The following is a 21,090-nucleotide window of genomic DNA, read 5'->3' on the forward strand; positions in this document are numbered from 1 at the left end:
CAGGCAAGGGCCTGGGGCCGGGGTCCGCGAGTCGTTCGACTGCATATGGGTGCATACGACAAGCCGAACGGGGGCCGGTCCGAGGCCCCTCCCAGGGCCCTGCGGAGCTGGGGATTCCGCTCTCCGGTGGAGGGTTCACCCGAACGGGTGTCTCATGGTGCTGGGGAGAAGGAGGCCGATCATGCGCACCACTCCGGCCCTGCGGACCCTGGCCGTGACCCTGCTCGCCGGCGGCACGCTGTTCGCCGCGGCGGCGGGGACTGCGGCGGCCGCCACCTCGCCGACAATCGTCGACGGTCATGGTGGCGGCGGATCCGGGAGTCCGATCTGGGGCACCATCGTCTCCCGCACCGCACTCAACGTCCGGTCGGGACCCACCGTCAACTCACCCGTCGTGGACCGGCTCTCGCCGGGCAGTCAGGACCGTGTCCAGTGCATGGTCCAGGGACAGAGCGTCAACGGCAACCCGTACTGGTACTGGCTCGTCGGCGCCCAGGGCTGGGCGAGCGCCGCCTTCGTGGACACCGGCGGGCAGTGGGTGCCGACCTGCGCGGACCCGTGTCCGCAGTGGCGGGACGGCAACTGGTCCAACGCCAACTGGAACGACCCGAGCTGGGACGGCGCCTGGGCCGCCTCGGCGTCCGGCTCCTGGAGCGTCTCGGGCTCGTGGAGCTGGAGCGCGGCCGGATCTTCCGCAGGGGTGTGGAACTGGCTGCCGGGTTGGTGAGGGAAGGGAAACACAGGGAGGTGTACGGCCCCGGCGGAACCACGCCGGGGCCGTACACCTGTGTCCTCACACCTGTGTCCTCAGCGGACGCGGTGGCCCTCCGCGTCCTCGCGCGTGTAGTAGCGGTAGAAGAACACCAGGAAGACGCCCGCCGTGACGGCGATGCCCAGGGCCACCGAGCGGTAGACGGACTCGCCGGTCTGGCTGTACAGGAAGCCGACCGCGGCGCCCGCGAAGGCGGACTTCACCAGCGAGTGCAGTTCGCGCTTGAGCAGCGGCGCGAAGGTCGCGACCGCGATGCACAGCACGATGAACACGGCCGCGGTGACGAAGCCGAACAGGATGTTCCAGCCGGTGATCTCGCCGCCGCCGCGGCGGTTGGCGGCCGCCCAGAAGCCGTAGACGAGACCCAGGACGACGGGGATGCCGTACCGCCCGACGGCGTGGACCCGCTCGTCGAAGAGGTCCGGGGTACGGGTGGGCCGGGCCGCTCGGTTCGACCTGACCTTCGCCATCATCCCGCCGTGCGCGGGTGCCGTTTGAGCCATGAGAGCGCTCCTCTCTCTCCTCGCCCCCGCCTTCCAGAGCACACCTCGGAGAGGGCCGTGGCAAGTCGGCGGAGGGGACGATCCAGAGCGGGTTCCGCGGCTTCGACGCCCGGATGCGGGGCATGCGGGGGCGTGTTTCGCTGGGGCCGTGAGCGGGCGTGGGTTGCGGGCGGCCGGGGGGCGGCGCGGGATGCTCGACCGGTTGCCACGGGCCGGGCACGAGGACGCCCTGCGGCGGCACCAGCTGCTGCGCGTGCGGGGCCGCAGCGTCGCCTGGGTGGCGCCCTTCCTGCTGCTGCTGTGCATCACCTTCGTCGACTTCAACACCACCGGCGAGTTCCGGATCATCTCCTGGATCGTGCTGGTGCCCGGTATCGCCGCCGCGATCTGCGGGGTGTGGGGGACGGCGGTCTTCGCGGTGCTCGCGGTGGTGACGTACGTCGTCGCCGACCAGGCCTGGCCGCACCAGTACCAGACCGGTCTGCCCGACTTCATCCTCGTCGCCGTCGGCGGCATCCTGGCCGTGCTCGCCTGCTCGGTCCGCGTCCGCGGCGAGCGCCGCATGCTGCACATGCGGGACGTCGCCGAGACCACCCGCCGTACCGTGCTGCGCCCCCTGCCCGCGGACTGGGGCGGCCTCGAACACGCCGCCGTCTACCTCCCCTCCGACGTCGAGGCCCGGGTCGGCGGCGACTTCTACGACATCCAGCCCGGCCCGCACGGCACCCGCGTCCTCATCGGCGACGTCCAGGGCAAGGGCCTCGGCGCGGTGGAGGCGGCCGCCGCCCTGCTCGGCACCTTCCGCGAGGCCGCCTACCACGAGGCCGACCTCGCCACGGTCGCCGACCGCCTGGAGACGCGGATGCTGCGGCACCGCGGCCACACCACCGCGCTGGGCCGCGAGGACGGCGACCGCTTCGCCACCGCCGCGCTGATCGGCTTCCCCGAGGACGACGAGGGCGCCGTGGACGTCGTCCTGTTCGGCCACGACCCCCCACTCGTCGCGGGGCCCGCGGGGGTACGTCAACTGCCGCCCGGCGACGGCCTCCCGCTCGGCCTCGGCGAACTCGCCGGGGACGGCCCGCCGCCCGTGCGGCGCGTGCCGCTCGCGACCGGCGAGACGCTGCTGCTCACCACCGACGGCGTGACCGAGGCGCGGGACGGCGACGGGGAGTTCTATCCGCTCGCCGCGGACCTGGCCCGCGCGGTCGCGGCGGAGCCGCGGGTGACCGAACCCCGGCGCCTCGTCGCGTTCGTACGGGACCGCACGCTGCGGCACTGCGCCGGGCGGCTCGCCGACGACACGACCGTCTTCGCCGTACGCCGACGCGCTCCTGAGGCACGGCTTTGCAGCCGCAGCGGTTACGGTGCTGACGTAAGTGATCGACGGGGGCTGGGGAGGGAACGATGACCGGAACCGTGCTGCTGCTCGCCGCCGCCCCGGCGGGCAAGGGGTGCATGGTCGACGCGGCGTCCGTCCTTCCCGTCCTCGCGGCGGTGCCGCCGCCCGTGCTGGCCGGCACGGACACGGCCAACGTCGTCGAACTCGCCGACCCGCTCGAACCGCAGGCCGTACTGACTCGCCTGCGCGCGGCGGCGGTTGCGCCCGGGCCGCTCACGTTGTTCGTCACCGGGCAGTTGCAGCTGGACCGGCGGCAGCGGCTGCCGCATCTCGCGCTGGCGCGGACGACGGCGGCGACGGTCCGCTACACGGGGCTGCCGTGGCACTGGATCCGGGAGGAGCTGAGGCTGCGGCCGGCGGGGGCGACGACGCTCTTCGTCGACCTGCACGCGGACGCCGAGACCTGGGAGTGGCTGCGGACGAACCGGCTCGACTCCGGGTACAACAACGCGGTCTACGGGCGGATCGCGCCGGCGCCGGGGCGGCGGGCGGTGGCCGTGCCGGCGTACATGAAGGCGGTGGCGACGATTCTGCGGAGTGGTCATCGGCCGCATCCGGGGGATCTTCATCAGCAGGCGTTGGGGAGGGTGGGGGCGGACGGGTTCGCGGATCTGCTGTTGTCCGCGGGTGGGTTCGGGGCCGGTGTTCCTGGGGGCTCCGCCCCCAGACCCCTGGAAGATGACCCTCATGTAGCTATCACTGCCGCCGTCCAGTCAGGGCGCCACGCCGACGCCGACTCACTCGCCGCCCAGCACGAACAAACAGCCCTCCAGACCCACGGCGCCGGCTCCGAACAAGCCCTGCACTGGGCCGAAGTGCGGGCCGATCTCGCGATGTTCGCCGGGGATCCGGTGCGCAGTTGCCGGACCTGGCTCGGGGTCGCCGCGGCGCGGCTGGGCGCCGGGCAGGCCTCGGACGCGCCCGCCGTCGAGGCGGCCGTGGACCGGGCGCATCACCAGTGGGGGCAGATCCGGGACGCCGGGGCCGCCCGTGAGCTGGGTGCCGCGCTGGCCGACCTGCGCTCCCGGGTGCCGGGCCGCCGGCAGGGCGCCCTGGACCATGTACGCCGTCAGTTGCAGCAGTTGCAGACGCAGAACTGAGAAGGCCTTCCCTCCCCCGTCCGGTTCGGGGCCTCCCCTCTCGTCAACCCCGGTGTCATGATGGTGAGTTATGGCTGAGGGGGATGGAGTGGCCAACCGAGAGATACGGGTACGGCTGGACCGGACCGCGAGCGAGAGCGATGTCGGCGCTCTCCGGGAGTGGCTGGCGCGGGAGCAGCCGCTGTACGTGTGGGCCAGCCGCGGTGAGCTGGCGATCGAGAAGCGGGAACGTACCGACGTCGAGCCCGGCAGCCCCATGGGCTTCGGCGACGAGATCGTCGTCGCTCTGATCGGCGCCGGGGCCTCCGCCCTGTTCAAGGAGCTGCTTCAGGCGGTCCGGTACGCGGTGGAGGCCTGGCGGGACAACCGCCGTGACGTCGAGGACGGTGAACCGCCCGGCGTCGACGTCGACGGTGTGGACCCCGACGCAAGGTAGCCCCGTGAGCCCCTTCGACCCCCGTGGGAAGGCGAACCGGGCGCTGCTGGTCGGCGTGAGCGAGTACGACGTCAGGAAGCCCACGCCGCACGGGGTGCCCGGCGACCTGCCGGCCGTCCGGCACAACCTGGACCGGCTGAAGGAAGTGCTGCCGGGCGGGCGGGTGTTCGGCGCGCACGAGGTCACCGTGGTGCGCTCGCCGTACCAGCACGACTTCCAGCGCGCCCTGCGGACCGCCGCGGAAGAGGCCGAGGGGCTGCTGCTGGTGTACTTCGCCGGGCACGGCGCGGTGCCCAGCGCGGCCAACGAGCTGTTCCTGCAGATGCGGGGCGCCGAGGTCTACCGCGGCCGGCAGGACTCCGTCTTCCCGGGCGCCGAGATGTTCACGACCGTCCTGACCATGCTGCACGCGAGCCGCGCCGAGCGGATCGTCGTCGTACTCGACTGCTGCTACGCCGGCAACGCCGCCTTCATCTGGGAGCAGTTCCCCGACCGGCGCCGGGTGCTGCTGCTCATGAGCGTGCAGGCCAACAACCGGATCGACGCGGGGGACGACGGGACTCCGACGCCGTTCACGAAGGAACTGGCGGAACTGCTCGCCTCTGAAGGGGAGTTGACCTTCGGCGGGCTTTCGGAGCGGCTTCGCGACCGGATGCGGGCCGCCGGGCTGCGGACCGTGCGGGGCGAGGAGTGGGAGCCGCTCAGCAGGACGGAACCGCAGGAGGACGTACTGCTGTCGGCGCCGCCCAAGAGGGTCGTGGCCCCGCCCGACACCGGATCCCTCGACGGGCGTTCCGGTCCGCATCGTGAGGAGTCCGAGCGGCCTCCCGGGGGCAGGACCCGGGGCCGCAGCCCCCGCCTCCCGCGCCGCTTTCTCCGGGCCCTCGGTGCCTGGTTCGGCGGTCTTCGCGTCGTCTCCCGTATCGCCCTCGTGCTCCTCGCCCTCGCCACCCTCGGCCTCGGCTCCTACGGGCTGTCCGCCCTCCGTACCGACGGCTCCTCCTGCGCCCCGCCGCTGGAGCTGCGGGTCCTCACCGACCCCGATCTGGAGCCCACCGTCACGGCCGCCGCCGACGCGTACCTCACCTCCGGCGACAACACCGACGGCGACGGCTGCCGGCGTACCGGGATCACCGTCTACAGCGCGGGCGCCGCCGACGCGGTGAACGCGCTGCGGCGGCAGACCGAGGTGTGGAAGGAGCCGCACGACGAGGACACCAACCCGCAGCGGGACATCGGGCCGCAGCCGGACGTGTGGATCCCCGCCTCGCCCGCCGACGTCGCCCGGGTCACCGCCGGGCAGGACACCGACAACGTCGCCCGTCTGGAGGCCGCCGAGCAGCCCCTCGCGTACTCGCCGGTCGTGCTCGCCGTGCCCGACGACATCGCCGTCGAGCCGCTCGGCGAGCGGACCGGGCAGCCCCTGGCGGTACTGCTGAAGCAGTTGAAGGCGCGGGCGGAACAGTCCCAGGTACGGCGCCCCGACCCGGAGTTCGCGGACGCCGCGCTGCTCGCCACCCTGGGCCTGTACGGCACCGGCACCGATCCGGCGCGTGCCGAGCGGCAGGTGGCGCAGGCGGGGCCGCCCTCCCGTACCGCCGCCGACCTGCTGTGCGCGCTGCCCGACGACACCGGCGTGGACTCCCGGACCGCCGCCCTGGTCCCCGAGTTCCTGCTGAGGACCGGCGTCGGCTGCGACCGTACGACCCGCGCTCCCCGTACGGCCGAGTACCCGGACGACGTCCCCGGCGTCGAGGCCACCTTCGTCCGCGTCCGCTGGGACGACGCCGACCGGGACGGAGGGGAGCGGGACCGGGCGGCGGCACGGTTCCACGCCTGGCTCAGCGGGGACGGCGGGCGGGCCGTGTTCGCCCGGGACGGGTTCCGCAGCGCCTCCCACGGGCGGGAACTGCTCGACGCGCGGGACGTCGCCCACGGCGTGCTGCGCGATCCCTCGCCGCTGACCGAGGCCGCGGGCCGGCAGGCGATGGAGTCGGCGCTGAAGCGGTACCGGAGGGCCAACGGGCCCGGGCGGGTGCTGTATCTGCTCGACGACTCCGGTTCCATGAGCGGGCTCTGGGACGGGCCCAGCGGCGGGCCGGGGCTGCTGAAGCAGTCGCTCGGCGGGCTCGGCGGCGCCGACGAGTACGGGGTGTGGGGCGTTTCCGGCACCGGCGGGAAACGGCCGTACGAGGAACTGCTCGGCTTCGGGCCGCACTCGCGCAAGGAGGCCGAGCGTGCCGTCGACGCGGCGACGGTGCGCGACGCCGAGGCCGATCCGCACGCCGCGCTGCTCGCCGCGCTCGACGACATGCGCGGGCGCGGCCTCGACGACGACCGCCCCCAGCTCGTCGTGTACATCACCGACGACGAGGACGACACCCGGCTGACCGACGGCAATCTGGACGACGTGCTCGCGCGGGCCCGGTCCGCGAAGGTCCCGGTGACGATGGTGTCGCTGGTGAGCGGCGGCTGCGACCGGGGCAAGCCGGACGCCCGGATCTCCGACGCGAGCGGCGGCCGCTGTCTGGACGCGGACGACGACCTCGGCGCGGGCCTGACCGACGAGGTCGCGCGCACCGGGATGGGGGAGGACTGAGCGATGGGCGTACGGCGGCTCCTGGCGGGCCTCGGCTGCTTGCTGCTCGTGGCTGCCTGCACTGGTGGGGGCGGGTCGCGCAGTGGCCCGGCCGTCGAGGTGCCCGGTGAGATCGTGGTCGCCAGCGGGCGGGACGTCACCGGCAAGAACGGCATCCGCGAGCAGCTCATCGACGCCTGGAACCGGCAGCAGGACAAGGCGAACACCGGGTATCACGCGCGACTCGTCGAGCTGCCGGGGAGCGCCGACGAGCAGCGCAGCCAGCTGCTCGGGGCCCTGCAGTCCGGCAGCGCGTCGTACGACGTGGTCAACCTGGACGTGACGTGGGTGCCGGAGTTCGCCGCCGCCCGTCTCGTGCGGGCGCTGCCCGCTTCCATGATCGGCGGCGATGTCATCAAGTCCGTCGCCAGCACCGCCAGTTGGGGCGGCAAGGTGTACGCGGTGCCGTTCAACAGCGACGTCGGGCTGCTCTACTACCGGCGCGACTGGCTGGCGCGGGCAGGCGTCCAGCAGACCGACCTCAGCCGCTCCCCGCTCACCTGGTCGCAGCTCGACGCGCTGATGAGCGACGTGAACGACCTCGACCCCAAGGGCTACGAGAAGGCGTGGACCACGCAGCTGGCGGGTTACGAGGGGCGGACCGTCAACGCCGTCGAGGCGTTCGCGTCGGCGGTGGACGACTTCTCGCTCACCGGCTCCGACGGGCACTACGACGCCACCGTCGACGAACTCGCCCAGGGCGTCGCGGAGTTGCGGCGGCGCACCGAGGGGGCCTACCTGCTGCCGGACGCCGTGCACTCCGACGAGGCGGCCTCCATGGGCGACTTCGCGGCCGGCCGCACCGCCTTCCTGCGTCACTGGCCCTACGCCTACCGCACCCTCTTCCAGACCTTCGGCGAACAGCAGCTCGGCGTGGCCCCGCTGCCCGGGCGGGCGGTGCTCGGCGGCCAGAACCTCGCGGTGACCGAGTCCTCCCCGCGGGCCAGGAAGGCCGCCGAGCTGATCGCCTACCTCACCGGCAAGCAGAGCGAACGCTGTCTGCTGGACGCGGGGTTCGCGGCGACGCGGACGTCGGCGTACCGCGACGACGGCCTGCGCTGCACCACGGGCACCTCCTCGGCACCGTCCGCCTCCCCCACCGGCGAGCGCGCCGACAGCATGCCGCGGGACGCCGCGGGCCGCCCGAAGTACGCCCGCCCGATCCTGCTCCCCGCCCTCCGCGACGCCGTCCAGCGCCCCCGCACCCCGCTCTACGGCGCCTTCACCCAGACCTTCACCGCCCAGCTCGGCGCCCTGTTCGGCGACAGCCCACCGGAGGACGAGAAGCTGGCAGCCGACTTGGACACCGCCCTGCGGAAGGCGCTGCCGGACTAGGACAGGTCCTGGGCGCCCTGGGTGAGGCAGGCGAGCGCCCCCGACACCAGGGTGCGCACGCCGGGTGCCACCGTCGACAGGTCCGGGGCGAAGTGCGGGCTGTGGTTGCTCGGGACCGCCAGGAACCTCTCCATCAGGTCGGCGCCGGGCGCCGCGTCCCAGGTCTCGGCGGAGGTGGAGGTCACGAACCAGTAGGAGTACGGCAGTTCGCCGACCGCGAGCCGGGAGAAGTCCTCGCTGCCCATCGCCGGGCCCGGGTCGAAGACGGTCGCCGCGCCGAAGACCTCCCGGTGCACGGCGGCGATCCGCTCGTCGGTCTCCCGGTCGTTCACCGTCACCGGGAACGCGTCCCCGAGGGTCACCTCCGGCTCGCGCGGACAGCCCGCGGCCCGGCACTCGCCCTCGGCGATCCGGCGGATCGCGGCGACCATCCGCTCCCGTACCGCCTCCGACTGGGTGCGCAGGTTCAGGGAGATGCGGGCGGTGGCCGGGATGATGTTGGGGGCCGTGCCCGCCTCGATCCGGCCGACGGTCAGCACGGCCGACTCGCGGGGCGCGATCTCCCGGCTGACGACGGTCTGCAGGCGGGTGACGATGTACGCGGCCGTCACCACCGGGTCGACGGTGGTCTCCGGGCGGGAGCCGTGCCCGCCCCGGCCGTGCACCACGATCTCGACGTCCGTGGTGGCCGACATGATCAGACCCGGCACGTGCGCGTACAGGCCGACCGGGCCGGGCGCCACGTGCTGGCCGAGCAGGACGTCGGGGCGCGGGAAGCGCTCGTACAGCCCGTCCGCGACCATCGCCGCGGCGCCGCGCCCGGTCTCCTCGGCGGGCTGCCCCACCACGAGCAGGGTGCCGGACCAGGCGTCCCGCCCGGCGGCCAGCGCCTCGGCGGCGCCCGCCAGCCAGGTCACGTGCATGTCGTGCCCGCAGGCGTGCATCACACCGGGCACCTCGGAGGCGTACGGCAGCCCGGTCTCCTCGGCGACGGGCAGCGCGTCCATGTCGGCGCGCAGCAGCACGGTCGGGCCGTCGCCGCCCCGCAGGACGCCGACGACGCCGGTGCCGCCGACGCCCTCGACGGTCTCGTACCCGGCCTTGGTGAGCCGCTCGGCGAGCTTGCCGGCTGTGCGGTGCTCGCGCAGGGACAGCTCGGGGTGGCGGTGCAGGTCCCGGTAGAAGTCCTCCAGGCCGGGGACCGGGAGGTCGGCGGTGAGGTCCAGCGCGGTGCGGGCGGCGGCAGAGGTCATCCCGGCAGCGTACGCAGGGCGGCCGCCGGTTGCGCGTAAAGGAGCGGCCGCCGACGCGAGGGGGGAGTCGGCGTCGGCGGCCGCGGCTCGTACGTCAGAAGGCGGGGACCGCCGCCGGGCGGGCCTTGTTGACGTTGCTGATGAAGTTCTTGCCGATCTGGAAGTTGGCGTTGCCCCAGTCGCCGTTCAGCTTGCCCTGGAGCGTGCTGTTCAGGCTGGAGAAGTTGACCAGCGCGGGGGTGTCCCAGCCGCCGTTGCCCCAGGCCACCGGCTTCTCACCCCACTTGGCGAAGCGGAAGGCGTGGGTGCTCGCGCCGTCCTTGTGGTAGACGATCTCGACGTGGTTGCCGTTCATCGGCACCTCGTTGATCGGATGGGTGCTGTAGCCACCGTGCCGGGAGGCGGCCAGGTAGCGCGGCTTCTCCTCGCCCTGCTTCTGGAAGACGACGACGGACTCCCAGTCGTGCCGGTGCCCGCACTCGGAGATGCCGGTCGGGTCGCACTGGTCCTTCTCGAAGTACAGCGTGTACGCGTACGCGCACCAGCCGTTCTTGCACAGGGACTGCGCGTAGGTGTTCGCCTTGCCCAGGTGGCCGGAGCGGCACTTGCCGGTGAGCGAGCCGGAGGGGTTGAGGCCGCCGTTGACGTTGCCGTTCGCGTCGACGGCAGCCGCGGGGAAGCAGCTGTCCGAGTCGTAGTCGAAGTACGGCTGGTACTTCGCCTGAAAGGTGCTGCCGCTGTAGGGCAGCGGGTTGAGGACGCCGGCGTCGGCGCTGCCCGCCAGGCCGACGGTCAGTGCGGTGGCGCCGAGGGCCGCGAGCGAGACCTTGCCGACGCGGGACTTCGTTCGCTGGAACATGCGGGTGCTCCCCGTTGCGTGGGATCCGGTGTGACGGCAACGAGGCTGGCGACCGGGGAATTGATCGGCAGCCCCCTTTCATCAGGGCGATCAACTCCCCGGCCGGGGCGCTCAGGCGTACGGGTCGAAGGTGATCCCGCTCGGCAGGGCCTTGTTGAGGTGGTCGTCGAACTTGGAGTCCTGGAGCGGGAAGTTCGCGTCGCCCCAGTCCGAGGCGTTGAGGATGTCCCGCAGATTGGACGCCATGTTCTCCCAGGTGAGCAGGTTCTCCTGATGCCAGGCGGCGTCGTCGTTCTCCGGGGTCTCGCCCCACTTGGCGAACCGGAAGTCGTGGGTGCTCAGGCCGTCCTTGTGGTAGACGACCTGCACGCGCTGGCTGACCATCGGCACATCGGCGACCGCCTCGGTCTCGAAGTCGCCGTGCTGGGAGGCGGACAGGTACGACGGGACGGAGTCGCCCTCCTTCACCCAGACGACGATGCACTCCCAGTCGTGGCGGTGCCCGATGCCCGGGGAGGCCTCGTCCTTCTCGAAGTAGCTGGCGTAGATGGTGCCGCACCAGCCGTTGTTGCACTTGGTGCGCGAATAGGTGTTGGCATGGTCGAGGTGCCCGTCGCGGCAGTCGCCGGTGACCGAGCCGGTCGGCTTCAGGCCGCCGTTGAGGGTGCCGCTCGGGTCGATGGCGGCGGCCGGGTAGCAGCTGTCCGTGTCGTAGTCGTACAGCGGCTCGAAGTTCTTCTCGTACGTGGTCGCGCTTTCCGGCAGGTTCTGCAGCACGCCCGCGGAGGCGGTGAACGGCAGGGCGACGACGAGTGCGGCGGCGCTGCCCGTGACGGCGGCGGCGCGGGCGAGGCGGAGGGTCCTGGTTCGGGACATCGGGGGCTCCAGTCGAAGATCCACTCGACCCGGACATGACATCCGGGGCCGACCGGAGACTGGCAACCCGAGAGCTCGACGGAAAGGCTTTTCTACGAACGCGGGGCGGCTTTTTACCCAATTGATCAGCTGGGGTTCACAGGAATGTGGCGTCAGACGCATACGAACGTCGTGAAAGCCACCACTGGGACGGAGGTGGGCGTGCCCGTGGGCCGACCCGAAAGACCTGTTGACCCCGAGGCCGGACCCGTCCAGCGCCTCGCCCATCAGCTGCGCGAGCTGCGCAGGGACGCCGGCGCGCCCTCGTACCGCACGATGGCGAAGACCGCCGGCTTCTCCGCGACCACGCTCTCCCAGGCCGCCGCCGGTGAGCGCTTGCCGTCCCTCGACGTGGTCCGCGGGTACGCGCGCGCGTGCGGCGCGGATCCCGAGGAGTGGGTGCCGCGCTGGAAGGAGGCGGAGGCCGAGGCGAGCGGCGCGGCCCGGCCCGACGAGGACACACCCGCGCCCTACCGGGGCCTCGCCCGCTTCGAGCCCGCCGACCGTGAGCTGTTCTTCGGCCGCGACGAACTGGTCGCCCAGTTGCGGGACCTGGTCTGCGACCACCGATTCGCGGTGCTGTTCGGCGCCTCCGGCAGCGGCAAGTCCTCCCTGCTGCGGGCCGGTCTCATCCCCGGCCTCCAGCACGAGATCGCCGCCCGGGGCCGCCCGGCGGTGCTGCGGGTGCTCACCCCGGGCGACCGGCCCGCGAGCACGTACGGGCATCTGCTCGCGCCTGCCGAGGGCGAGCCGGAGGCCTGGGTGGTGGTCGACCAGTTCGAGGAGGCCTTCACGCTGTGCCGGGACCGCGCCGAGCGGGCCCGCTTCATCGACCTGCTGCTCGCCGCCCGCGCCCCGGACAGCAGGCTGCGCGTGCTCATCGCCGTACGCGCCGACTTCTACGCCCGCTGCGGCGAGCACCGGGGCCTCGCCGACGCCCTGCGCGGCGCGGGCCTGCTGGTCGGTCCGATGAACGCCGACGAACTGCGCGAGGCGGTGATCAGACCCGCGCAGGCCGTCGGCCACCTGGTCGAGCGCGAGCTGACCGCGACGATCGTCGAGGAGGTCCTCGACCAGCCCGGCGCGCTGCCGATGCTCTCGCACGCCCTGCTGGAGACCTGGCGCCGGCGCAAGGGCCGGATGCTGACACTGGCCGCGTACGAGGCGGCGGGCGGGGTGCGCGGCGCGATCGCGGCCACGGCGGAGGAGGTGTACGGGCAGCTGACCGAGGCCCGGCGGCGGGCCGCCCGGCAGCTGCTGCTGCGCATGGTCCAGCCCGGCCGCGGCACTCCCGACACCCGCCGCCCCCTCACCCGCGCCGAACTGGCGGAGTGGGCCGACCCCGACGTACCGCCCGCCGTGGAGCGGCTGGCCGCGGCCCGGCTGCTGACCGTCGACGAGGAGGGCGTCCACCTCGCCCACGAGGCCCTGATCAGCTGCTGGCCCCGGCTGCACGGCTGGATCGAGCAGGACCGCGAACGGCTGCGCCACCACCGCGCGCTGACCGAGGCCGCCCGCACCTGGCTGGAGCACGACCGCGACCCCGGCGCCCTGTACCGGGGCACCCGCCTGGCCCGCGCCGAGGAGCTCTTCCCCGACCACACCACCGACACCGCGCTCACCGCGACCGAGCGGTCCTTCCTCACCGCCGCCGTCGAGGTCCGCGAGGCCGAGCGCCGGGCCGCCGCCCGCGCCGCCCGCCGCCACCGTGTCCTCACCGCCTCCCTCTCCGCCGTCCTCGCCGTCGCCCTGCTCACCGGCTTCGCCGTCTGGCGCGAGTACGACGACAACCAGACCCAGCGCACCCAGAACGCGGCCCGCCGGGTCGCCGACGTCGCCGACGCCCTCCGTACGACCGACCCGCGCACCGCGCTCCTGCTCGGCGCCGCCGCCTGGCGCGTCGCCCAGCTCCCGGAAACCCGCCGCGCCCTGCTCGGCTCCCTCGCCCAGTCCGAGACGGACACCTACACCGACCCCGTTCCCGGCGACGAGGCCCGGCGCCGGCTCGCCGACACCGGTCGCGTCCTGCTCGGCGCCGACGGCCGCGACTGGCGCACCTGGAACGTCACCACCCACCGCCCGATCGCCTCCGGCAAGGTGCCCCGGGGCACGGTCACCGACGCCGGCCCGGACGCGCGCGTGCTCGCCGTGACCCAGGGCGACGGCATACGGCTGTGGAACACCGCCACCGGCCACTGGACCGGCGGGAACGCCCCGCTGCACGACGTCGGCGACCTCCGCTTCAGCGGCGACGGCCGCGCCGTCCTCGCCACCGAGGGCGCCGACGTGCGGCTGCGCTCGGTCGCCGACGGCCGGGTGCTGTTCGACACGAAGGCTCCGGGCGCGGGCATCATCGAGGTGAGCCGGGACGGAAGGCTCGCGGCCCTCTGCCCCTCCGGCGGGACCCCACAACTGTGGGACACGTCCGCCGACCGCGCCCTGCCCGGCGCCTGGCAGCGCGACCGCGTCTGCGACGGGGACACCGCGTTCCTCGCGCTAGGCGCCCGCCGCCTGGCCGCCGCCACCGGCACCGGAGTCCGCGTCTGGGACACCACCACGGGCCACAAGCTCGCCGACCTCTACGACCCCGGCGTCCTCTACGCCTCCGTCAGCCCGGACGGCGCCTTCATCGCGACCGCCGACCGCTCCGAAGTCCGGGTCTGGCGGCTCGCCTCCTCCGGCGCCCCCGTCTTCCGGCACGAACTCAACAACCAGAACCTGTACGGCGGTCTCGTCTGGGACCGCGACGGCCGCACCCTGCGCTACCTGGAGGGCGGCACGGTCCACACCCTCGACCTCGGGCCGGCCGTGACCCGCTCCTGGCGCGCGACCCCGCTCGCCGAGGTACGCCTCAGCCCCGACGGCCGCACCTACGCCACCGCCGAACGCACCGGCGACCACTACACCTTCCGCCTCCGCTCCACCGCCGACGGCCGCGTCCTGCACACCTTCCCCCCGCTCCCGGTCCCCGTCTCCGCCGACCCGACCCTGCCCGTCGTCCCCGCGGACACCCTGCCGCTCGCCGTGTTCAGCTCGGACGGCACGCGTTTCGCGTACGGCGTCTCGGCGCCCGGCCGGGAGGTGCGGGAGCAGCCGGTCGCGCTCTGGGACCTGCGGCACCGGCGCGCCCTGCCGCCGCTGGACCTGCCGGGCGGCGCGCTGATCGACGTGGGCCTGGGCAGGGACGGCCGCAGCCTGTACGCGGTCCGCTCGGCCTACGTCGGTTCGTTGAGCGACGAGGTGTGGGACGTGACCCGCCGCCACCGAACGGCTGTGCTGACCGGCGTATCCGGCACCCACTTCGCCGTCAGCCCCGACGCCGGGCTGCTGGTCGGCGAGGGCCGGGTCGCACGGCTGCCCTCGGGGCGAGCAGCCGGTCACGATCTGGTCCAGGGCGACCAGATCGGCGCGCTGGGCTTCACGGCCGACGGCTCCCTGCTGGCGGCGGGCGACCAGACGGGCCGGGTCGCGCTGTGGGACGGAGCCCTGAAACACCGCGAGGGCATCCTGCGCAACACCTTCCCGAGCCCGCTCGGCACGACCCCCGAGGGCGTGACGGCCCTCGCCTTCAGCCCCGACGGCCGCACCCTCGCCGTCGGCGGCAACGCGGGCAGCCTCCAGCTCTGGGACGTCGCCACCCAACAGCCCCTCGGCAGCCCCCTGACCACCCCGGGCGAACAGCTCGACTCCCTCGCCTTCGGCACGGACGGCAAGACGCTGTACGCGTCCGGCGTGAACGTCCCGCTCCAGCGGTACGACGTCGATCCGGCGCGGGCGGTGGAGAAGGTGTGCGCGCGGGCGGGCGGCTCGGGGCTGACGCGGGCGCAGTGGCGGACGTATGTGCCGGAGGCGGGGTATCGGAGGGTGTGCGGCTGACTTCCATGATTCACGCCACCTGAGCGGAGTCGCTCGGTTACTCTCGGCTACATGGCCAACATTCGCGAACTCGACCCGAGCGCCTCCCCGTTGGACTACTTCGGATACGAACTGCGCAGGAAACGCGAGGAAGCGGGGCTGAGACTGAACGACCTCGGTTCCGCCATCTTCTGCACGGGGTCCCTGATCGGCCAGATCGAGACGGCGAAGAAGGTGCCGACCCGGGAGTTCGCCGAGCGGGTCGACGCGGCGCTGATGACGGACGGCGGCTTCTCGCGGCTGGTGGGGCTGGTGTTGAGGAGCCAGTTGCCGAGCTGGTTCCAGCCGTACGCGGAGTTGGAGGCGAAGGCGACGTACATCTCCACGTACCAGGCGCAGGTCGTGTACGGGCTGCTTCAGACGGAGGCGTATGCACGCGCCCTGCTGGCAACCGGCGTCACGGACAAGCTCGATGAGATGGTCGCCGCGCGGATGGAGCGCCAGCGCATCCTGGCGCGTGAACAACCGCCGCTGACCTGGATCGTCCTCGACGAGGCGGCCATCCGTCGGCCCATCGGGGGCCACGAGGTCATGCGGGAGCAACTCGCCCACCTGGCGGGCTTCCTCGATCACAAGTGGGTACGCATCCAGGTGCTCCCGTTCGCCGTCGGTCAACACGCCAGCCTGGCAGGCTCGTTCAACACCCTGCGCTTCGACGACCACCCGGATCTGGTGTACACCGAGGACCTGATCTCGGGGCACATGACTGCCAACCCGGACACCGTCCGGGAAGCTGCCCTTCGTTACGCTCACTTGCAGGCCTCCGCCCTCTCCGTGGAGGATTCGGCGGCACTGATCACCCGCGTGATGGAGGAGCACTATGGGCATACACCTGGACCTGACGAACGCGCGGTGGCGTAAGTCCTCCTACAGCGGCAACACCGGCGGTGATTGCGTCGAGGTCGCCCACCTCGAACCCGGCATCGCCGTCCGCGACTCCAAGAACCCCGCCCACGGCACCCTCGCCCTCTCGCCGGAGGCGTTCGCGGTGTTCGTCGGCTACGTCTCGGCCCGGTAGCGCGTCACGCCGGGCGATGGGGCCTGGGAGGCCTGGGCGATCGAGGTCAGCGGTGTGCCCGGCACGGGGCATGTCGAGCCGGACATGGTGATTGCCCCGAAGGGCTCTTTCGACGATCAGGAGGAGTGGCACGACCCGACAGGTGTCCTGCTCGTCGCCGAGGTCACCCTCAGCCCCCGTGGCCGGCCTGCTGCACCTGGCCGGGCGGTGGTGTCGCGTCCGCTGCCCTTGCCGGGCCGGCGTTCGCGGCCAGAACCAGGGCCGCCACTGCGATGATGGCTGCGCCGAGACCTCGGGCGTAACGCTCGGAGATGTGTCGGAGCACGGCAACCTCTCAACAGCGTTTCAACAGAGATGTATTAAGCGCACTTAAGACGCCGCTTAACCTAGAGGTCCGTGAGGGGCAACGGCAAGAGGGCCAGGGGGAGTTGGCGATGTCGGACCGTGATGATCCGGTGACGATCGGGAGAAGGGTCCAGCAGCTGCGCGGGGAACGCGGGTTGACCCAGCGGCAGCTGGCCGAGCCCGCCTACACGCCCGCCTACATCTCCACCCTCGAGGCCGGCCGGGTCCGCCCCTCCGAAGAGGCCCTGCGGCACATCGCCGAGCGGCTCGGGGTCGAGTACGAGGAGCTGGTCACCGGACGTCCGGCCCGCCTCGCCACCGACCTGCGGCTCGGGCTGACCGGCGCGCAGCGCACGCTCGCCGCCGGGGAGGCCGAACGCGCCGCCGAGCAGTACGCCGCACTGCTCGCCGAGGCCGAGCTGCACGAACTCGCCGACGTCGAGGCCGCCGCGCTGCTCGGGCTCGGCGAGTGCGCCATCGACACCGGTGAACTGGGCGCCGCCCGCACGTACTTCGAGCGCTCCGAGCAGACCCTCGCCGACGCCCCGCTGCCCGCCCGCGTCCCGGCCCTGCGCGGCCGTGCCGTCTCCCACTACCTCGCCGGTGAACTCCGTTACGCCGTCTACCTGTTGGAGTCCGCCCTCGATGAGCTCAATCGTGGGGGGCTGCACGACCCGGACGCCCTGCTGCTCCTGTACGCCAGCATCATCGGGCCCTACATGGACATGGGCGCGCACGCCCGCGCCGCCCAGGCCGCCGAGTTCGCCCTCGCCCTCGCGCCGCAGTCCGCCGACCCCGCCCTGGTCGCCCGTATGCACCGCTCGGTCGCCCGCACGCTGCTCGCCGAGGGCCGGATCGCCGAGGCCGACGCCTCCCTCGCCAAGGCCGCCGAGCTGTACCGGTCGCTGCAACTGCGCACCGAGCTCGCCAACTGCCACTGGATGCGCGGGTACGTGTGCGCGCAGAACGGCGAACTGGAGCGCGCCGAGGACGAGTTGAGGCTGGCGCTGAAGATGCTCGCCGAGGGGCGCGCGGCACTGTACGGCAGCCAGGCCGCGGTCGAGCTCGCCGACGTGCTGCACCGGCGCGGCAAGTCCGGGGAGGCTGCGGAGCTGCTCCGCGACACGCTCAGCGACCTCAGCCCGGAACGCGGCGCCCTGCACTCCGCCGCCGCCCACCGCCTCCTGGGCATCATCGCCGAGGACGCCCGCGACACGGAGACGGCCGAGGAGCACTACGTCCGCGCGCTGAGCCTCCTGGAACGCGCGGGCGCGGCAGGTGACCTGGCCGACCTGTGCCGCCTCCTGGGCGACCTGCTGCGCCGCACGGGCAGGGTGGAGGCCGCACTGGACGCCTACCGGACCGGCCTCGGCCACCGGACAGCCCCGGGCACCACCACCCTGGGCCCGGCCCCGGCCCAGCCACCGCTGTGAGGTCCCGGGCGCGGGGGTGCCCCAGGGGGTGAGCCTGTTCGCACAGGCTCCTCTGTGGTCATTCCCGGGCCCCGCACAGCCGCCGCCGGTTAGCCTTCGCCGGTACGTGGACAGGACGACCGGGACGGGCTCGTGGAAGATCGACGGACGGTGGCCGACGGGCTGCGGCTCCTGGTGCGTGCGCTCGTCTACTCCGTTCTCGGCGGCTCCGCGCTGATCGCCATCGCGACCGTCGTCTCCGTCCTCGGGCCGATGCTCGCGCTCGACCTCTACACCCCGCCGGTCGCCGCCTGGTGGACCGTGTTCACCGCGATCGCCGTGCAGGGGGTTCCCTTCCTGCTGCTGGGTACGGTCGTGTCCGCGGCCATCGGCGCCTTCGTACCGGAACGCGTCTTCAGCCGCCTCCTCCCCCGCAACCCCGCCCTCGCCGTCCCCGTCGCCGGCGCCGCCGGTGTCGTGCTCCCCGGCTGCGAGTGCGCCTCCGTGCCCGTCGCCGGGAGCCTGATGCGGCGCGGGGTCGCCCCGGCCGCCGCCCTCGCCTTCCTCCTCTCCGCGCCCGCCGTCAACCCGGTCGTGCTGGTGGCCACGTCCATCGCCTTCCCCGGCCGGCCCAGCATGGTCCTCGGCCGACTCGTCGCCTCCCTCGCGACCGCCGTCGTGATGGGCTGGCTGTGGGCGAGGTTCGGCCGGGACGACTGGCTGCGGCCCCCGCGGCGGCACGCCCCGGCCACCGCCTCCGGCCTGCGCGCCTTCGGCGCCGGGCTCCAGCACGACTTCCTGCACGCCGGCGGCTTCCTGGTGCTCGGCGCCGCCGCCGCGGCCACCTTCAACCTCGTCGTCCCCCGCTCCGTCCTGGACGTCTTCACCGGCTCCGCCTGGCTGTCGGTCCTGCTCCTGGCCGTCCTCGCGGTCGTCCTGTGCGTGTGCAGCGAGGCGGACGCCTTCGTCGCGGCCTCCCTCAGCGGCTTCCCGCCCACCGCCCGGCTGGCGTTCATGGTGGTGGGCCCGATGGTCGACCTGAAGCTGATCGCCCTCCAGACCGGCACCTTCGGCCGCGCCTTCGCCGTACGCTTCTCGACCGCGACGTGGGCGGTGGCCGTCACGAGCAGCGTGCTCGTCGGGTGGTGGCTGTGGTGAGGCGATACGGCTCCGCCCTGCTCCTCGTCCTCGTCGGCGCGGCCGTCCTGCGCATCTCGCTCCTCAGCGACCTGTACCTGCGATACGTGCAGGCGGGGCTGCGGCCGTATCTCGTCGTGTCCGGGGTGGTGCTGGTCGGACTCGGGGTGCTGGCAGCCGTCGTACGGAGGGATCGGGAGTCGTACGACGACGAGCACGCGGAGGGTCATGAGCACGCGCACCCCCACCACGGCCCCCGCGTCGCCTGGCTGCTCGCCCTCCCCGCGCTCGCCCTGCTGCTCTTCCCGCCGCCCGCCCTCGGTTCCTACAGCGCCGGGCGCGAGGCGGCGGAGGTGGCCGCGCAGGGGGTCGGGAGTTTTCCCGCGCTGCCGGCCGGGGATCCGGTGGAACTGACGCTCGCGCAGTTCAGCTCGCGGGCGATGTACGACAGCGGGCGGTCGCTGAAGGGCCGTACCGTCCGGATGACGGGGTTCGTCACGCACGGCGACGACGGGACCTGGTACCTCACCCGGCTGCTCGTCTCCTGCTGTGCCGCCGACGCCACCACCAGCAAGGTCGAGATCCGGGGCGCCGAGTCCCGGGACGCTCCGCCCGTCGACACCTGGGTGACCGTCACCGGCACCTGGCATCCGAAGGGGAAGCTCGGCACCGACGCGGCCTGGCCGCCCGTGCTCGATGCCGCCACCGTGCGGACGGTCCGGCAGCCGGCCGATCCCTACGAGCAGCGATAGGCCCGTCACCAGGCGTTTCGGCCCCTCTGGGAGGGGTAGTCGGGCAGCGCTCCCGAGCGGGCCGTATCGAGGCCCGACCCCTGCCTCGGAGAGTCCGTCCCGGGAGTCCACGGAGGTGTACCAGCGCGAAGGAGGCGGTGGCCGTGCGGCCCCACGACGAGCGCCACGGCTTCCCCGGCGACGAGCCCCGCTCCGGCGGCGACGGAACCGGCCCGAGCGGTGACGAGACCCGTGGTTCGCGCCCCGCGCCCGGCGTGGACCGGATACGCGCCGCCGAGGTCGTCGCCGAGGAGATGCGGGGCGCGCGGCCCGAGGAGATCCCGGCGCGGCTGTGCCGGCTGGCGGCGCGGCTGGTGCCGGTCAGCGGCGCGAGCGTGTCGCTGCGCAGCGACGGGACCGCCGTGCGGATCAGCGCGAGCGGCGAGGCCGCCGTGCATCTCGCGGAGGTCCAGTCGACCCTCGGCGACGGGCCCTGTCAGGCCGCCTGCGCGGCCGGTGAGCCCGTGCTCGCGAACGACCTGACGGCGGGCCGGGACGCGGGACGCTGGCCGGTCTTCGCACAGCAGGCCACGGCCGCTGGTGTACTGGCGGCGTACTCGGTGCCGCTCGGTCCCGGAGGGGACTGCTTCGGCACCTTCGACCTCTACCGCGACACCCCCGGCGAGCTCACTGAGGAAGAGCTGCGTGTTGTACTGCTGGTGGCCGGTGTCATGACGGTGGCTCTGATGGACATCCCCTGGGACGAGTACGGCGACGGAGAGGGCGAACGCTGGCTGGAGGGCCTGGCCGCGGATCACGAGGTCAACCAGGCGACCGGCGTGGTCATGGCGCAGCTGGGCGTCGACGCGGACGTGGCGCTGACCCGGCTGCGGGCGCGCGCGTTCGCCCGCGACCGGACGGTGGTGGAGCTGGCCCGGGATGTGGTCGCACGGCGTGAGAGGTTCGACCGGGACTGACGTACCGGCCTGGGGCCGGCCCTGGGACAGCCCCTAGGATTCCGGTCATGGACACGCTCGGTTACACCCTGGCCGCCGTCGCGCTGCTCATCGGGGTCGGCAGCATCGAGAACCGGATCTCCCGCGCGGACCAGCGGGTCGCGCGGGTCGAGCGCAAACTCGACCGGATCCTCGACCACTTGGGGCTGCGCGAGGACGAGCCGTGGAGCGCGGAGGTGGCGGACCTGGTGCGTGCCGGGAAGAAGATCGAGGCGATCAAGGTGTACCGGGAGGCCACCGGGGTGGGGCTCAAGGAGGCCAAGGACGCGGTGGAGGAACTCGGTCAGAGCCGCGGGTAGGCTC

Annotated in this window: 18 protein-coding genes; 14 read left to right on the forward strand and 4 right to left on the reverse strand. The window is 73.2% G+C overall.

The genetic code is table 11. From position 1 onward, the window contains the following. Positions 1-181 precede the first annotated feature (181 nt). A complete protein-coding gene (locus tag MQP27_RS27450) occupies positions 182-727 on the forward strand; it encodes an SH3 domain-containing protein (protein WP_242768585.1) in 546 nt (181 codons plus the stop codon). An 80-nt stretch (positions 728-807) separates the two neighbouring features. Here MQP27_RS27450 and MQP27_RS27455 read toward each other — a convergent pair whose 3' ends face one another. Further along, positions 808-1,275, reverse strand: coding sequence for a hypothetical protein (locus tag MQP27_RS27455; protein ID WP_372511324.1), 468 nt, complete (start codon positions 1,273-1,275; stop codon positions 808-810). 190 nt (positions 1,276-1,465) lie between these two features. On the opposite strand from MQP27_RS27455, the gene MQP27_RS27460 reads away from it, so the two are divergent. From MQP27_RS27460 to MQP27_RS27480, 5 genes are all read left to right on the forward strand, one after another. Further along, a complete protein-coding gene (locus MQP27_RS27460) occupies positions 1,466-2,686 on the forward strand; it encodes a PP2C family protein-serine/threonine phosphatase (RefSeq protein ID WP_242768777.1) in 1,221 nt (406 codons plus the stop codon). Beyond that, positions 2,683-3,777, forward strand: coding sequence for a hypothetical protein (locus MQP27_RS27465; RefSeq protein ID WP_242768586.1), 1,095 nt, complete (start codon positions 2,683-2,685; stop codon positions 3,775-3,777). Before MQP27_RS27460 ends, MQP27_RS27465 begins: the two co-directional genes overlap by 4 nt. Before the next feature lie 88 nt (positions 3,778-3,865). Then, positions 3,866-4,213 (forward strand): hypothetical protein, encoded by a 348-nt coding sequence (locus MQP27_RS27470; RefSeq protein ID WP_242768587.1) that lies wholly within the window; start codon positions 3,866-3,868, stop codon positions 4,211-4,213. Between the two features lie 4 nt (positions 4,214-4,217). Further along, positions 4,218-6,812 carry a substrate-binding domain-containing protein gene (locus MQP27_RS27475; protein WP_242768588.1) on the forward strand — a complete coding sequence of 865 codons (2,595 nt, stop codon included), beginning with the start codon at positions 4,218-4,220 and terminating at the stop codon, positions 6,810-6,812. A gap of 3 nt (positions 6,813-6,815) precedes the next feature. Then, complete coding sequence (locus tag MQP27_RS27480; RefSeq protein ID WP_242768589.1) at positions 6,816-8,186, forward strand: extracellular solute-binding protein; 1,371 nt, start codon at positions 6,816-6,818, stop codon at positions 8,184-8,186. On the opposite strand, the gene MQP27_RS27485 is transcribed toward MQP27_RS27480, so the two are convergent. From MQP27_RS27485 to MQP27_RS27495, 3 genes are all read right to left on the reverse strand, one after another. Beyond that, positions 8,183-9,439 carry an amidohydrolase gene (locus tag MQP27_RS27485; protein ID WP_242768590.1) on the reverse strand — a complete coding sequence of 419 codons (1,257 nt, stop codon included), beginning with the start codon at positions 9,437-9,439 and terminating at the stop codon, positions 8,183-8,185. The genes MQP27_RS27480 and MQP27_RS27485 overlap by 4 nt on opposite strands. A gap of 94 nt (positions 9,440-9,533) precedes the next feature. Continuing rightward, positions 9,534-10,298, reverse strand: coding sequence for an NPP1 family protein (locus MQP27_RS27490; RefSeq protein ID WP_242768591.1), 765 nt, complete (start codon positions 10,296-10,298; stop codon positions 9,534-9,536). A gap of 111 nt (positions 10,299-10,409) precedes the next feature. Beyond that, positions 10,410-11,174 (reverse strand): NPP1 family protein, encoded by a 765-nt coding sequence (locus MQP27_RS27495; protein ID WP_242768592.1) that lies wholly within the window; start codon positions 11,172-11,174, stop codon positions 10,410-10,412. 207 nt (positions 11,175-11,381) lie between these two features. Between MQP27_RS27495 and MQP27_RS27500 the strand changes: the two genes are divergently transcribed. From MQP27_RS27500 to MQP27_RS27540, 8 genes are all read left to right on the forward strand, one after another. Then, the gene (locus MQP27_RS27500) at positions 11,382-15,089 is read left to right on the forward strand and encodes an nSTAND1 domain-containing NTPase (RefSeq protein ID WP_242768593.1); all 3,708 of its coding nucleotides are present in this window, start codon (positions 11,382-11,384) and stop codon (positions 15,087-15,089) included. A 51-nt stretch (positions 15,090-15,140) separates the two neighbouring features. Continuing rightward, positions 15,141-15,989, forward strand: a complete 849-nt coding sequence (locus MQP27_RS27505; RefSeq protein ID WP_242768594.1) for a helix-turn-helix domain-containing protein — start codon at positions 15,141-15,143, stop codon at positions 15,987-15,989. Continuing rightward, on the forward strand, positions 15,949-16,146 hold the full coding sequence (locus tag MQP27_RS27510) for a DUF397 domain-containing protein (RefSeq protein ID WP_242768595.1): 198 nt from the start codon (positions 15,949-15,951) through the stop codon (positions 16,144-16,146). Before MQP27_RS27505 ends, MQP27_RS27510 begins: the two co-directional genes overlap by 41 nt. Before the next feature lie 434 nt (positions 16,147-16,580). Next, complete coding sequence (locus tag MQP27_RS27520; protein ID WP_242768596.1) at positions 16,581-17,924, forward strand: helix-turn-helix domain-containing protein; 1,344 nt, start codon at positions 16,581-16,583, stop codon at positions 17,922-17,924. Between the two features lie 132 nt (positions 17,925-18,056). Then, a complete protein-coding gene (locus MQP27_RS27525; protein ID WP_242768597.1) occupies positions 18,057-19,061 on the forward strand; it encodes a permease in 1,005 nt (334 codons plus the stop codon). Next, complete coding sequence (locus MQP27_RS27530) at positions 19,058-19,792, forward strand: TIGR03943 family putative permease subunit (RefSeq protein ID WP_242768778.1); 735 nt, start codon at positions 19,058-19,060, stop codon at positions 19,790-19,792. Before MQP27_RS27525 ends, MQP27_RS27530 begins: the two co-directional genes overlap by 4 nt. 137 nt (positions 19,793-19,929) lie before the next feature. Next, positions 19,930-20,748: a GAF and ANTAR domain-containing protein gene (locus MQP27_RS27535; protein ID WP_242768598.1), complete on the forward strand. Its 819-nt coding sequence runs from the start codon at positions 19,930-19,932 to the stop codon at positions 20,746-20,748. A gap of 47 nt (positions 20,749-20,795) precedes the next feature. Then, positions 20,796-21,086, forward strand: a complete 291-nt coding sequence (locus MQP27_RS27540; RefSeq protein WP_242768599.1) for a ribosomal protein L7/L12 — start codon at positions 20,796-20,798, stop codon at positions 21,084-21,086. Positions 21,087-21,090 lie beyond the last annotated feature (4 nt).

The organism is Streptomyces cylindrosporus, assembly GCF_022698165.1.
Classification (GTDB): domain Bacteria; phylum Actinomycetota; class Actinomycetes; order Streptomycetales; family Streptomycetaceae; genus Streptomyces; species Streptomyces cylindrosporus.

Coding starts and splice junctions, on each gene's coding strand:
- MQP27_RS27450 (WP_242768585.1), top strand. CDS start 182: ATGCGCACCACTCCGGCCCTGCGGACCCTGGCCGTGACCCTGCTCGCC.
- MQP27_RS27455 (WP_372511324.1), bottom strand. CDS start 1,275: ATGGCTCAAACGGCACCCGCGCACGGCGGGATGATGGCGAAGGTCAGG.
- MQP27_RS27460 (WP_242768777.1), top strand. CDS start 1,466: ATGCTCGACCGGTTGCCACGGGCCGGGCACGAGGACGCCCTGCGGCGG.
- MQP27_RS27465 (WP_242768586.1), top strand. CDS start 2,683: ATGACCGGAACCGTGCTGCTGCTCGCCGCCGCCCCGGCGGGCAAGGGG.
- MQP27_RS27480 (WP_242768589.1), top strand. CDS start 6,816: ATGGGCGTACGGCGGCTCCTGGCGGGCCTCGGCTGCTTGCTGCTCGTG.
- MQP27_RS27485 (WP_242768590.1), bottom strand. CDS start 9,439: ATGACCTCTGCCGCCGCCCGCACCGCGCTGGACCTCACCGCCGACCTC.
- MQP27_RS27490 (WP_242768591.1), bottom strand. CDS start 10,298: ATGTTCCAGCGAACGAAGTCCCGCGTCGGCAAGGTCTCGCTCGCGGCC.
- MQP27_RS27495 (WP_242768592.1), bottom strand. CDS start 11,174: ATGTCCCGAACCAGGACCCTCCGCCTCGCCCGCGCCGCCGCCGTCACG.
- MQP27_RS27505 (WP_242768594.1), top strand. CDS start 15,141: ATGGCCAACATTCGCGAACTCGACCCGAGCGCCTCCCCGTTGGACTAC.
- MQP27_RS27510 (WP_242768595.1), top strand. CDS start 15,949: ATGGGCATACACCTGGACCTGACGAACGCGCGGTGGCGTAAGTCCTCC.
- MQP27_RS27520 (WP_242768596.1), top strand. CDS start 16,581: ATGTCGGACCGTGATGATCCGGTGACGATCGGGAGAAGGGTCCAGCAG.
- MQP27_RS27540 (WP_242768599.1), top strand. CDS start 20,796: ATGGACACGCTCGGTTACACCCTGGCCGCCGTCGCGCTGCTCATCGGG.